10 protein-coding genes, 1 tRNA gene and 2 rRNA genes are annotated in these 13418 nt (G+C 28.5%); all 13 read right to left on the bottom strand.

All coding sequences use genetic code 11. The features are described from left to right. Nucleotides 1-15: 15 nt before the first annotated feature. Entirely contained in the window at nucleotides 16-1080 is a 1065-nt protein-coding gene (gene disA / locus AC07E4_RS04420; RefSeq protein WP_034438526.1) for a DNA integrity scanning diadenylate cyclase DisA, read from the bottom strand. A gap of 57 nt (nucleotides 1081-1137) precedes the next feature. Continuing rightward, nucleotides 1138-2511 carry a DNA repair protein RadA gene (gene radA / locus AC07E4_RS04415; protein WP_034438522.1) on the bottom strand — a complete coding sequence of 458 codons (1374 nt, stop codon included), beginning with the start codon at nucleotides 2509-2511 and terminating at the stop codon, nucleotides 1138-1140. Between the two features lie 178 nt (nucleotides 2512-2689). Then, nucleotides 2690-5128 (bottom strand): ATP-dependent Clp protease ATP-binding subunit, encoded by a 2439-nt coding sequence (locus AC07E4_RS04410; RefSeq protein ID WP_034438520.1) that lies wholly within the window; start codon nucleotides 5126-5128, stop codon nucleotides 2690-2692. A gap of 13 nt (nucleotides 5129-5141) precedes the next feature. Next, on the bottom strand, nucleotides 5142-6170 hold the full coding sequence (locus AC07E4_RS04405) for a protein arginine kinase (RefSeq protein ID WP_034438517.1): 1029 nt from the start codon (nucleotides 6168-6170) through the stop codon (nucleotides 5142-5144). A 12-nt stretch (nucleotides 6171-6182) separates the two neighbouring features. Beyond that, the gene (locus AC07E4_RS04400) at nucleotides 6183-6698 is read right to left on the bottom strand and encodes a UvrB/UvrC motif-containing protein (protein WP_034438514.1); all 516 of its coding nucleotides are present in this window, start codon (nucleotides 6696-6698) and stop codon (nucleotides 6183-6185) included. A gap of 28 nt (nucleotides 6699-6726) precedes the next feature. Continuing rightward, entirely contained in the window at nucleotides 6727-7185 is a 459-nt protein-coding gene (locus AC07E4_RS04395) for a CtsR family transcriptional regulator (RefSeq protein WP_034438510.1), read from the bottom strand. An 872-nt stretch (nucleotides 7186-8057) separates the two neighbouring features. Next, nucleotides 8058-8279 carry a hypothetical protein gene (locus AC07E4_RS04390; protein ID WP_034438505.1) on the bottom strand — a complete coding sequence of 74 codons (222 nt, stop codon included), beginning with the start codon at nucleotides 8277-8279 and terminating at the stop codon, nucleotides 8058-8060. Between the two features lie 187 nt (nucleotides 8280-8466). Then, entirely contained in the window at nucleotides 8467-10206 is a 1740-nt protein-coding gene (locus AC07E4_RS04385) for an ABC transporter ATP-binding protein (RefSeq protein WP_478215817.1), read from the bottom strand. 155 nt (nucleotides 10207-10361) lie between these two features. Beyond that, nucleotides 10362-10598, bottom strand: coding sequence for a hypothetical protein (locus AC07E4_RS04380; protein WP_034438499.1), 237 nt, complete (start codon nucleotides 10596-10598; stop codon nucleotides 10362-10364). Nucleotides 10599-10689: 91 nt separating this feature from the next. Then, the gene (gene fusA / locus AC07E4_RS04375) at nucleotides 10690-12756 is read right to left on the bottom strand and encodes an elongation factor G (RefSeq protein ID WP_430829121.1); all 2067 of its coding nucleotides are present in this window, start codon (nucleotides 12754-12756) and stop codon (nucleotides 10690-10692) included. A 267-nt stretch (nucleotides 12757-13023) separates the two neighbouring features. Beyond that, nucleotides 13024-13141: ribosomal RNA gene (gene rrf / locus AC07E4_RS04370) — 5S ribosomal RNA — on the bottom strand. A gap of 3 nt (nucleotides 13142-13144) precedes the next feature. After that, nucleotides 13145-13219, bottom strand: a tRNA-Asn gene (locus AC07E4_RS04365). A 110-nt stretch (nucleotides 13220-13329) separates the two neighbouring features. Next, nucleotides 13330-13418: ribosomal RNA gene (locus AC07E4_RS04360) — 23S ribosomal RNA — on the bottom strand; the annotation flags it as partial.

Here is a 13418-nt window from a genome sequence, read left to right as displayed (position 1 = left end):
CACAATTTTATTGTGCTATATTTCCTTTTCAATATGATATTGTTCTTTAAATTTATTAAGCCATTCTCTTATAAATTTAGCTCTTACTTCTCCAATTCCTTCTACAGAATCTAAATCTTCTACTGTTGCATCTAATACAAATCTTAATTCCTTAAAATCCTTTATTATATTGTCAATCACTGATGCTGGAATTCTATATATCTTGTTTAAAACTCTATAACCTTTTGGATATACTATTTTTTCAGTTAATGACTGATTACTATATCCTAATATTTTTGCTATATTATTAAGCTCCACAAGTTCTTTTTCTGTGAGCTTTGATAAGTTTTTATAAACATTCTTATAATTATCTTCTGTTTCACAGTAATCTTTTAAAATATAATCAGCTTCTTCCTCAGTATCTTTTACAAGCTCATTTAGCTGCATTTCTAAAAGTCTACCTTCATTTCCTAGCTCATATATATATATTTCAATCTCTTTTATGATTCTTTTCATAAGTTCAATTTTTTGAACTATAACTGTAATATCAAATAACGTTACTGTTCCACTAATCTCTATAATATTTAAATTTGTTAATGATCTATCAAACACTGATGTATATTTTTCTAGTGTATGTAATGCTTGATTAGCTTTTGCTAATACTTCGGCACTCTCTCTTAATATGTATTTAAAATCGCCTTTATATACACTTATTATGTTTCTTCTTTGAGATATAGCTATAACTGTAGTTCCTGTTTGTCTTGCTACCCTTTGTGCTGTTCTATGTCTTGTGCCTGTTTCATAAGTATTTATTGAAGAGCTAGGTAGTAATTGTGTATTTGCTAATAATATTGTTTTCAAATTTTTGCTTACTATAATAGCACCATCCATTTTAGCTAGTTCATATAAATAAGAAGGTGTATATTCTGCATTTATTTTAAATCCACCATCTGTTATACTTAGAATTTCTTTACTATCATCTAGAACCACAAGTCCCCCTGTTTTCGCCCTTAGTATATTATCAAGACCTTCTCTAAGCAAGGTTCCGGGAGCCATCATTTTAAGTACTTCTATTAATTTATTTTTTCTTTCCTCTTTCATAAAATATACTACTCCTAATACGCAATTTTATTTTTATCATTTTTAATTTGTTATATATTAAAATACTTTTTGAACTACATCTTTTAAAGTGCTTATTCCTATAATATTTACATCACTATTTTTTATATTTAATTTTTCTTTATTTCTGTGAGGTAAAATTATATTTTTAAATCCCATTTTTATAGCCTCATTTGTTATTTTTTCTATACTTGATACTGGCCTAACTTCCCCTGTTAGTCCAATTTCTCCAACAAATAATGGTCTTTCTATTTTTATTACTTTTCCCTTTGCACTAGACATTAATGCCACTGCTATTCCTAAGTCCCCAAAAGTTCCATCTAATGTTAACCCTCCTACTACATTAACATATACATCGCTACTGTAAAATGGTATTTTTAATTTTTTTTCTAAAACAGCTAATATTAAGTTCATTCTTTGAACATCAACACCTACTGTTGTCCTTCTTGGCATAACTGCTTTTGTTTCACTAACTAATGCTTGAATCTCAACTAAAAGTGGTCTTGTACCCTCCATAGTTGCAATTATAGTTGCTCCTTCTTGTCCAAAAGATGTTTCTTGTAGAAATACACTTGAAGCATCAACAATCTCCTCTAGTCCACTTTCTCGCATCTCAAAAACCCCAATTTCACTAGTTGCTCCAAAACGATTTTTTATAGTTCTTAATATCCTAAACTCTTGTGTTCTCTCACCTTCAAAATATAAAACAGTATCAACCATATGTTCTAAAACTCTAGGTCCTGCTAATTCTCCTTGTTTAGTTACATGTGCTACTATGAAAAGTGGAATATTCTTAGTTTTTCCTATTCTCATAAGATCATTACTACATTCCCTTACTTGTGAAACACTTCCTGGCGCTGATGATATTTCCATTTTATATAAGGTCTGAATTGAGTCTATTATAACAAATGCTGGTTCAATATCTTTTATATGTTCTTCGATAGATGAGATATTAGTTTCAGATACTATATATAATTTTTCAGCTACACAGTCTAATCTCTCAGCTCTCATTTTTATTTGTTCTTCTGATTCCTCACCAGAAACATACAATACTTTTCCGTACTTATCTGCTATTTTTTTTGCGGCTTGCAACAGTATAGTAGATTTTCCTATTCCCGGATCACCTGAAATTAATGTTAATGATCCTTTAACTAGGCCTCCCCCTAAAACTCTATTAAGTTCATTTATTCCAGTATCTAATCTTTCTTGTTTACTAGATTTTATATCCTTAACATTTTGTGGTTTACTACTTCCACTTGTTGTTACTGCTCTATTAAAACTAACACTTTTTTCTGGTGCTTTAATTTCTTCACTCATTGTATTCCAACTATTGCAATTTAAGCATTTCCCTGACCATTTAGGTGATTCATGCCCACATTGACTACAAACATATACTGTTTTACTCTTCGCCATAAATTTCTCCTTCTAAATCTTACTTCTATATTTAAATGCTTTATATAGTTTAAGTTTAATCCTGTTTTAAATATATTATACAATAAGTTAAGATTTATTTTACATTGTTAATATATAAAAAAATATAATTTGAATGCAGATTATTTTACATTCAAATTATATTTTTATTTAAAAACTTTTATAGATTTCCTTTATTAAATTTTAGTTTGTCATTTTCTACTGTAACTATAACACTATCACCTGATTTAACATTACCTAGTAATATCTCTTCTGATAAATTATCTTCTACTGTTTTAGTTATAGCTCTTCTTAGTGGTCTTGCTCCATACGTTGGATCAAATCCTTCTTTTGCTAAGTATTTTTTTGCTTCATCTGCGAATTCTATATTTATATTTTGTTCCTTTAATTTTTGTGAAAGAGTATATAACATTAAATCTACTATTTTTAATAAATCTTCCTCATCTAATTGATGGAACACTATTATATCATCTATTCTATTTAAAAACTCTGGTCTAAAATTATTTTTAAGTTCACTTAGAATATTTTCTTTCATATTCTCATGTTCACTATTTCTCTCTAAATCACTCTTAGTAAAACCTATTCTCTTTTGTTTCTTTATTGTTGATGCACCTAAGTTAGATGTCATTATTATTATTGTATTTTTAAAATCTACAGTTTTTCCTTTACCATCAGTTAGTCTTCCATCTTCTAAAATTTGAAGTAATATATTAAATACATCAACATGCGCCTTTTCTATTTCATCAAATAAAACTACTGAATATGGATGTCTTCTAACCTTTTCTGTTAATTGTCCACCCTCATCAAATCCCACATATCCTGGGGGCGCTCCTATAAGTTTTGCTACAGTATGCTTCTCCATATATTCAGACATATCTATTCTTATCATATTGTTTTCATCGCCAAACATAGCTTCTGCTAATGCTTTAGTAAGTTCTGTTTTTCCAACTCCTGTAGGTCCTAAAAATATAAATGATCCTATTGGTCTTTTTGAATCCTTAAGTCCAACCCTTGCTCTTCTTACTGACCTTGCTATTGCACTTACAGCTTCTTCTTGTCCAATAACTCTTTTATGAAGTATATCCTCAAGTTTTAAAAGTCTTTCTGCTTCTGTCTCTGTTAGTTTCTCTACTGGAATATTAGTCCACTTAGATATTACATTAGCTATAATTTTTTTATCTACTACAGAATTACTACCCTTTGCATTAGTTGTCCAATTCTTCTTTTCTGTCTCTATTTGAGTCTTTAATTGTTTTTCCTTATCTCTTAAATTAGCAGCCTTCTCAAAATCCTGCATTGTTATCGCATCTGATTTTTCCTTTGATATTTTTTCTAAATCATTTTCAAGCTCTTTAATACTACTTGGTGTAGTCAAACTTTGAATCCTCATTTTTGCTCCAGCCTCATCAATTAAGTCTATTGCTTTATCTGGTAAAAACCTATCTGTTATATATCTATCTGACCAAATTACTGACGATTCAATTGCCTCATCTGATATTTTTACCCTATGATGAGCTTCATACTTATCTCTTAATCCCTTTAAAATTTCTATAGCTTCTTCCTTGCTTGGTTCCTCTACCATAACAGATTGGAATCTTCTTTCTAATGCTGAATCTCTTTCTATATATTTTCTATATTCATCTATTGTTGTTGCTCCTATACATTGAAGTTCTCCTCTAGCTAATACTGGTTTTAATATGTTAGCTGCATCAATTGCACCTTCCGCTCCACCAGCTCCAACAATATTATGAATTTCATCTATAAATAATATTACATCTTTAGCTTTAGATATTTCATCTATAACATTTTTTAATCTTTCCTCAAATTCACCTCTGTATTTAGATCCTGCAAGCATTGATGATAAATCAAGGGAAACTACTCTTTTATCTTTTAATATTTCTGGTATATTACCCTCTACAATCTTTTGTGCTAGTCCTTCCGCAATAGCTGTTTTACCTACTCCGGGATCTCCTATTAAGCAAGGATTATTTTTCATTCTTCTACATAATATCTCAAGAACTCTTTCAGTCTCTTTATCTCTACCTATAATTGGATCTATCTTTCCTTCATAAGCTAACTGTGTTAAATCTTTTCCATACTTATCTAGGTTTTTAGTTTTAGTTTTACTCTTATTTACTGTATTATTATTAACTTCTTCGCCTTTAATACTATTAATAACTTCCTTATAAAGTTTAGAAAAATCTACACCTAAATTAGCTAAAATTGTATATGCTACACCTTCTGCTTCTCTAATAATAGCTAATAACATATGCTCTGGAGTTATATAATTTTGATTTAATGCCCTAGCTTCCACTAAACTAATTTCAAACAATCTTTTCGTTCTAGGTGTCAATGCTATTTCATTTGGTGCTATTTGTATTTCAGTAGTTCCATATCCTATATACGTTTCTAATAATTCCTTTGAATTATCATATCTTACACCAAAATCATTTAATAAGTTTTTAGCAATACTATCTTCCTCTAGTAAAATTCCTAATAAAATATGCTCCGTTCCTACATATCCATGTTTAAACTTCTTTGATTCATCATTAGCATACATAAGTATATTTCTAGCTCTTTCAGTAAATCTATTAAACATACATTCTCCTCCTTTACATATCCTTTAATTGTTCTCTAAATATCTTTGCTCTATATATATTTATCTCTCTACTTCTAACATCTTCATTAAATTTTGATTTTATAACAGGTACACTAGCTTGTATCATCAGTCTATTTAAAAGCTCTTTATTAACATTTTCTATAAATCCTAAATCATTTCCTAGTCTAACTAATGATAATAGCTCCATACATTCCCTATAATCTAAAATTATTGCAGATTTTAATATTCCAAGTGCTCTCATAACTTTATTTTGTATTTCATAATTATATTGTTCCTTTAATTGCTTCCTTGCTAGATTTTCTTTTTCAATTATTTGATAAATCATAGCAGTTAACCCATTTATAATTTCATCTTCACTTTGTCCAAGAGTTATTTGATTTGATATTTGAAAAATACTTCCATATCCCTTGGAACCTTCCCCATACATTCCCCTAATAGTTATTCCAACTTTTCCTATTGCCGCAAATATATTGTCTATTTCTTTTGTCATGCATAAAGCTGGTAAATGAAGCATTACTGATGCTCTTAATCCTGTTCCTGTGTTAGTTGGACATGCTGTTAAATATCCTAAATTAGCATCATATGCAAAATCTAACTTTTCTTCTAAAATGTCATCTAGCTTATTTACTTCTTCATATAATTCTTTTAAATGAAGTCCACCACATATAAGTTGTAATCTTACATGATCTTCCTCATTTATCATAATGCTCATAATTTCTTTATCATCAATAGCCAATGCTGAAATTTCTTTGTTTTCTATAAGCTTTTTGCTTATTAAGTGGTTTTCAAAATATATATCCTTTTCAATATCATTAATATCACTTAAATTTGATATATTAATTTTGCCTTTTAAATAATCATTTGTTAATAAAACTTCTTTAACTTTAGCAATTACTTCTTCTGCCTTCTCTTTAGAAATTTTATTAGGAAATGGATATCCTTTCAAATTTCTTGCAAGTCTAACTCTAGTACTTAAAATAATATTACTATCTTCATTTTCACATATTATCCAGTTCTCCATACTATCCACCCCCTAACTTTCCTTTTCAAGCATTCTGATTTTATCTCTTATTTCAGCTGCTCTTTCATATTCTTCTATGGCTATTGCTTTTTGAAGTTCTTCCTTAAGTTCAGTTATTTGTTTCACTTTTACTATTTCTGCTCCTGATCTTTTAGGTACTTTACCTGTGTGATTATTACTTAGTTGAACTCTTTTTATAATAGGAACTATTGTAGTTTTAAATACCCTATAACAATTCTCACATCCTAAAAGTCCTGTATTTTTAAACTCTGTATAAGTTTTCCCACATTTGTTGCAAATCACTTCACTTGGCAAATTAGTTTCTGTTGTGCTATTCATATAATCCATAAATCCACTTAGTATATTTTGAAATGAAAAGCCTGATGGCAACTTCATATCTTGAATTAAATTTAAAGCATCATCTTCTCTTGCACACTCATCACATAAATGTTCCTCATGCTTTACCCCATTAATAACTCTGCTTATATGAAAAGTGGCCTCTTTTTTATTACATCTGTTACAAAGCATAACCCTCACTCCCTTATTTTTTATAAACCTAATTTAGTATGTTGAAAATTACTGATTTTAATATATCTGCTCTTAAGTTATTCTTATTTATTCCTGCCGCATTTAAAGTCCTATCATTTAAAACTATATTTATTATATTTTCTTCACTAACTGTTATAATTCCAGCTTCTCTTAAAGACTCAACCACACTTATTGCTGAATCATAAGTTATAGAATCTCCAATTTTTTCATTTAGTATATCTAAAAATCCCCTATGATAGCGGTATTCTATTTTATTTATTTTTATACACCCACCACCACCACGTCTACTTTCGATATAATATCCTTTTTCCTTTGTAAATCTTGTTGTTAAAACATAATTTATCTGAGATGGTGCACAACTAAAATAATTTGCTAATTCATTTCTTTGAATTTCAACAACATTATTTTGTGAATCATCTAATATTTCTTTTATAAACTCTTCTATTAAATCTGATAGCTTTGCCATGGTTATCACCTATTCCAATTTATTTACTTTGACTTTCTTTGACCTTATATAAATATTATATCTCTTTTATATATAATTCAAACAAAGTTTTAAACTTTCTTTAATGAATTTTTAAATTTATCTCAATCCATCTATAAAACTAACTACTTTTCTTACAAATTCTATGCCATTTGAAAATGTGTTAGCTTGTTATAAACTACACTATAAATATTAATGATCTTAAAGATAAACTTACAATCCTATAAAAAGTATATCCCTAATTTATTCTTTATAATCAAATTATTTAATATTATAGGGTTTCAAGTTCAAATTTTAAATAATATCTTTATCAAATGATAATACTTAAATTACTTGTTATTCCTACTTTCATATTTGGAACCAAGTAAAAAGTAAGAGTAAAAAGTGATGGTAAATATCCCGGGGATTTAAATCCCCTCTACAATGTTTTATTTGTACTTCAAATAAAATCAGTATAATATTTATCCATAAAAAGTTCATTTTGGAGAATAAATTCCCCATCATAATGTTCTTACTAATCACAGTTTCAATGGTAACTATCACTATTACTTTGGCTATTTTATAAAATTCAGTTTTTATATTGTTTTCAATTAATTTGCTTTGCAAATTTAATAAAAAATCATTCTTTAAAATTGGAAATTCAATTTTTACATTCACTTTCAACTTTCAATTTTCAATTAAATTAATTAGAATTCCCAAATAAAATAAAAATAATTGTATTTTTGAATTTATTTCCATATATTCAAATGCTCTTATATTCAGAATCATTCATCAACTTAAAAACTTAATATCTATCCTTATTAAACAAATGTATAACTAGACTTTTTTATCAACTGAAAAGGAGTTTTCCTAAATTAGGAAAACTCTTTATTAATATATTTTCTATCTCTATATAATTTAGATACGCCTTTATTATAATCATAGTAATTTATCTTTATACAACTTTCTTCATAACATCTTATGTGAACACATTGATGAGGCATTAATACTACATCTACAATAGAATTATCCTTTTCATATGAGAAATTTCCCATCTCATTTATTAATTCACATACATTATCTTTGCTTTTTATCATACTACCCCCACCTTTTTACCATTTTTTTCTATATTTATATTTTCTACAACACTTTTATATTTCCTTTTTTTTACATATAATATATTTTAATATTTTTTCCCTAATTTATTTCATTTCAATACATTAATCTACATTTGGTGGGGATTTTTTGTATATTTAAATTTAGATTTTAAATTATATATTTATGTTAAACTTCTATATTTTCAGGAATTATTCCATTAAATTGTGCATTATACAATTTATAATATGCACCTTTGTTTTCTAATAACTCTTCATGACTTCCCTCTTCCAATATTCCATTGTTTGTTATAACGATTATTCTATCTGCATTTTTTATTGTAGATAACCTGTGTGCAACTACTATACTTGTTCTTCCTTCAGATAATTTTTCTAAAGAATTTTGTATCATAATTTCAGTAGTATTATCTAAAGCTGATGTAGCTTCATCAAGTATAAGAATAGGTGGATTTTTAAGAAAAATTCTTGCTATTGATATTCTCTGCTTTTGTCCTCCTGACAACTTAATTCCTCTTTCGCCAATAAAAGTATCATATCCATCAGGTAATGATTCTATATATTCATGTATATTAGCTTCTTTTGCTGCTTTTACTATATCTTCATCTGATGCCATTGGATTTCCATATAAAATATTTTCTTTTACTGTTCCCGTAAATAAAAATACTTCTTGCTGAACTATTCCTATGTTTTGTCTTAATGATTTCAATTTTAAATCTTTTATATTTTTACCATCTATTTTTATACTTCCTTCGTTTAACTCATAAAATCTAGGTATTAAATGACATATAGTAGTTTTACCACCACCCGAGGGTCCAACTAATGCTACAGTTTCCCCATCATTTATAGTTAAGTTTAAATCTTTAAGAATATCCTTTCCTGTACTATATTTAAAGTTAACATTTTTAAATTCTATATCACCTCTTAAAGTATCTAAATCTATTGCATTCTCACATTCTTTTATATCTGGCTTTGTATCCATAATCTCTACAAATCTTTTAAATCCAGACATTCCACTTTGATATTGTTCAATAAATGATGCTAACCTTTTTATTGGTTGCATAAAATATGATATATACATAAGATAAACCACTAATTCTGATGGAGTTATATATTCCTTATACGCAAAATATCCCCCAAATCCAATAACTACAACATTAAGTATATCCACCATAAAAGTCATTCCAGATATAAATTCTGCCATATATTTATATGCATAACTTCTAGCTTTTTTATACTTCACATTGTCCTCATCAAATTTTTCCATTTCATACTCTTCATTAGTAAATGCCTTTGCAACTCTTATCCCTGAAATACTATTTTCAAGTCGTCCATTTACTTCTGCTATTTTAACCCTAACGTTATCAAAAGATTTTGACATTTTCACTCTTTTAGCCATTGCAAACCATACTATAAGTGGTATAAAAGCAAATATTATTAATGTAAGCTTTACATTAATTTTACATAATAAAATAAATGAACCTAATAACATAATTATAGAAATAAATAAGTCTTCTGGCCCATGGTGTGCTAGCTCCGAAATTTCCATTAAATCATTAACTATTCTAGACATTAATTGTCCAGTCTTATTATTGTCAAAATAACTAAATGATAATGTTTGTAAATGAGAAAATATATCTTTTCTCATATCATATTGCATTCTTACACCCATAACATGTCCCCAATATGCAATCACATAATTGGCTACTAATTTTATAGAATATAAAACAATTAATACTATTGCAAAAGTCACTATCATTTTAATATCTTTATTTGGTATTCCTTCATCCAATACTTGCTTTGTTAACATTGGAAATACCAAATCCAATGTTGCAACTAAAAATGCACATATCATATCAATAGTAAATAAAACCTTGTGCTTTTTATAATATGAAATAAATCTTCTTACCAAATTATCATCCCCCTATAAAAAATTAAAGTCATTGTTATATTTTACCACAATTTTGTTATGTTTTTATATTTATTTTATTCTTCTATTATTATGTTTATTAAAATATCTAAAAATGAAAAAAATAAAGCATATTCTCAATATGCCTTATTTTGTAATTATCTTTTCTTTACTGCTTCTATTTGATAGCATCCATCATTACAAGATTCCCTAGATAAAATATTAAATTTATCACTCTCTAATATATTACATAGTATTGCTGCATTTTCATCATTTGATGATTGAAGTGTAATAATAAAATCATCTTCTGGTTTTACTATTTCCATATAATCATGTATATTTGTGTAATCTCCTAAATTAATATTTCCGTTTATATTCATTTTATAGTATGACATAAAATTCCCCTTAACCAATTATATTTTATATATATTATGGATTAAGGGGAACATTTATATTCATATCATAATCTATTTTTAAATTTTTCTATTAAGCACTAACTATCTTTTCTACCATCTCACGAGGAACTTCTTCATATCTTTCAAATTTAGTTCTAAATGTTCCTCTTGCTCCGGTAATTGATCTCAAATCTGTAGCATAATCATATAATTCAGCCTGTGGAACTTCACCTAATATTTTTTGTCCCTTCTTTTGTATTGGCTCCATACCTAAGATTCTTCCTCTTTTCTTATTTATATCTGCTATAACATCACCCATGAATTCATCAGGCACAATTATTTCTACTTTCATTATAGGTTCTAGTAAAATAGGTTCTGCATCTTTAATTCCCTTTTTATATGCTAATGACGCTGCCATTTTAAATGACATTTCTGATGAGTCAACAGGATGATAAGAACCATCATGTAAAGTTGCCCTTAATCTTATTACTGGATATCCACCTAAAACTCCATGTTGTATACAATCTCTTAAACCTTTTTCCACTGCTGGTATATACTGTCTTGGCACTACCCCTCCGACAACTTTGTCAACAAATTCTAACTCATCTTCACCATCTGATCTAGGTTCAAATTTTATTTTTACATCTCCATATTGTCCATGTCCACCTGATTGTTTTTTGTGCTTACCTTGAACATCTGATACTTTTTTAATTGTCTCTCTATATGGGGTCTTTGGTAGCTCTAATGATACATCTATACCAAATTTAGATTTTAGTTTGCTAACTATAACATCTAAATGGGTGGTTCCCATGCCTGATATGATATTTTCTGCATTTTCAACATCTCTCTCTGTCATAAATGTAGGGTCTTCATCTAACAATTTATTTAAACCTATTGAGATTTTATCTTCATCACCTTTTGCTTTAGTTACTATTGCCCTTGAATAAACTGGACTTGGAAATTCCATTCTGTCAAAAATTAATGGTCTTTCACTACTACATAATGTGTCTCCTGTATTTGTATAATTCAATTTAGCAACCGCTCCTATATCTCCTGCTTTTACTTCCGGTGTTGCATATTGTTGTTTTCCTTTTAAGAAATATAATGTTCCTATCTTCTCTTCTTTTTCCTTATTTGGATTTAATACAACTGTATCTGATTTTGCACTTCCTGTAATAACTCTAAACATTGATAATTTACCTACAAAGGGGTCTGCTATTGTTTTAAATACCAATGCTGAAAATGGTGCTTTTTCCTCTATTTTTATATTAGTATAGCTGTTATTTTTAACATCCTTTGCCATATATAGTGTTGTATCTATTGGTGATGGGAAGCATTCTACTATATCCTCAAGTAAAGTATGCAAACCTATGCTTGTTGTTGAAGATCCACACATTATAGGTGTAATCTCCCCTTGAGATGCTCCTTTTATTAAACCATTATATATTTCTTCTTCACTTAGTTCACCTTCATTGAAATACTTATCTAATAAAGTTTCATCTATCTCTGCAACAGATTCCATTACCATTTGTTTGCATTCTTCTACTTTATCTAGTAGTTCTTCTGGAATATCTGCATCCTCCATTTTCTTAGTTTTAGGATTAAATATTCTTGCTCTTCTAGATATTACATTTATTACTCCTCTAAAATTATCTTCTGACCCTATTGGATATTGTATAGGCACAGCAGAAATTCCAAATCGCTCTTTAATCTGATTCAACACTTTCTCAAAGTTGCTATTTTCTCTATCTAGTTTATTTATGAAAAATGCCTTCGGAAGTCTATGTTCACTAGCATAATCAAATGCTTTTTCAGTTCCAACTTGTATGCCAGAAACTCCACAAACCACAATCATTGCTAAATCAACAGCACTTAATCCTTCAATCATTTCCCCTACAAAGTCAAAATATCCTGGTGTATCAACTAAATTTATTTTAACATCTCCCCACTCGCATAAGCCTACAGATGTTGATATAGATACTTTTCTCCTTTTTTCTTCTTGATCATAATCACTTATAGTTGTGCCATCTTCTATTTTTCCTAATCTATCAGTTGCTCCAGTATAATATAATAAAGCTTCCATTAAACTAGTCTTTCCTGCATCACTATGTCCTATTATACCAATGTTTCTAAGGTTATTGACTTTATAAACTTTCATATCGCTATACCTCCCACTATTTTGAGACTATACTTTATATTTACTATTCTCTATTTTTAATGATTTATCCTTTTAATATTTATAATTTTCTAAATATTAAAAATATATTTACATTTCATTTTTGTCCATATTAATTATATTAGATATATTGCTAATTTATTCTTAGATATAGTATGAATTAAAGTAATTTATATATAGCCAATGTAAATATTCTACCATATATTGTTTTTTTGTATAAAAAAAACTAGGTTTAATACCTAGTTTATTACCTGGCGACAACCTACCCTCCCACACAGCTTCCCGTGCAGTACTATCGGCGTTATGAGGCTTAACTTGCCTGTTCGGTATGGTAAGGAGTGTTACCCTCAAAACCATCATCACCAGATTTTGGCTCCGCGAAAAGGATTCGAACCTTCAACCTATCGGTTAACAGCCGAGTGCTCCACCGTTGAGCTATCGCGGATCATTTATCAAAATTACTTTTTTATTATAACTTTTATCAAGTATCTTGTCAATACTTTTTTTAAAGTTTTTTCAGAGTTTGTTCTCTGAAAATTGCACAGTGATTATTTTTAGGTCAAGCCCTCGACTTATTAGTATGAGTCAGCTGAACATGTTACCATGCTTACACCCCTCACCTATCAACCTGGTAGTCTTCCAGG

The sequence above is a fragment of the Clostridium amazonense genome, from assembly GCF_056431285.1.
This window is presented reverse-complemented; position numbering and strand designations above follow the sequence as displayed.

What these genes read in the sequence shown, in the direction of transcription:
- AC07E4_RS04395 (WP_034438510.1), bottom strand. Translation starts at nt 7,185, where the DNA reads ATGGCAAAGCTATCAGATTTAATAGAAGAGTTTATAAAAGAAATATTA.
- AC07E4_RS04400 (WP_034438514.1), bottom strand. Translation starts at nt 6,698, where the DNA reads ATGCTTTGTAACAGATGTAATAAAAAAGAGGCCACTTTTCATATAAGC.
- AC07E4_RS04380 (WP_034438499.1), bottom strand. Translation starts at nt 10,598, where the DNA reads ATGTCATACTATAAAATGAATATAAACGGAAATATTAATTTAGGAGAT.
- AC07E4_RS04410 (WP_034438520.1), bottom strand. Translation starts at nt 5,128, where the DNA reads ATGTTTAATAGATTTACTGAAAGAGCTAGAAATATACTTATGTATGCT.
- AC07E4_RS04390 (WP_034438505.1), bottom strand. Translation starts at nt 8,279, where the DNA reads ATGATAAAAAGCAAAGATAATGTATGTGAATTAATAAATGAGATGGGA.
- fusA (WP_430829121.1), bottom strand. Translation starts at nt 12,756, where the DNA reads ATGAAAGTTTATAAAGTCAATAACCTTAGAAACATTGGTATAATAGGA.
- AC07E4_RS04405 (WP_034438517.1), bottom strand. Translation starts at nt 6,170, where the DNA reads ATGGAGAACTGGATAATATGTGAAAATGAAGATAGTAATATTATTTTA.
- disA (WP_034438526.1), bottom strand. Translation starts at nt 1,080, where the DNA reads ATGAAAGAGGAAAGAAAAAATAAATTAATAGAAGTACTTAAAATGATG.
- radA (WP_034438522.1), bottom strand. Translation starts at nt 2,511, where the DNA reads ATGGCGAAGAGTAAAACAGTATATGTTTGTAGTCAATGTGGGCATGAA.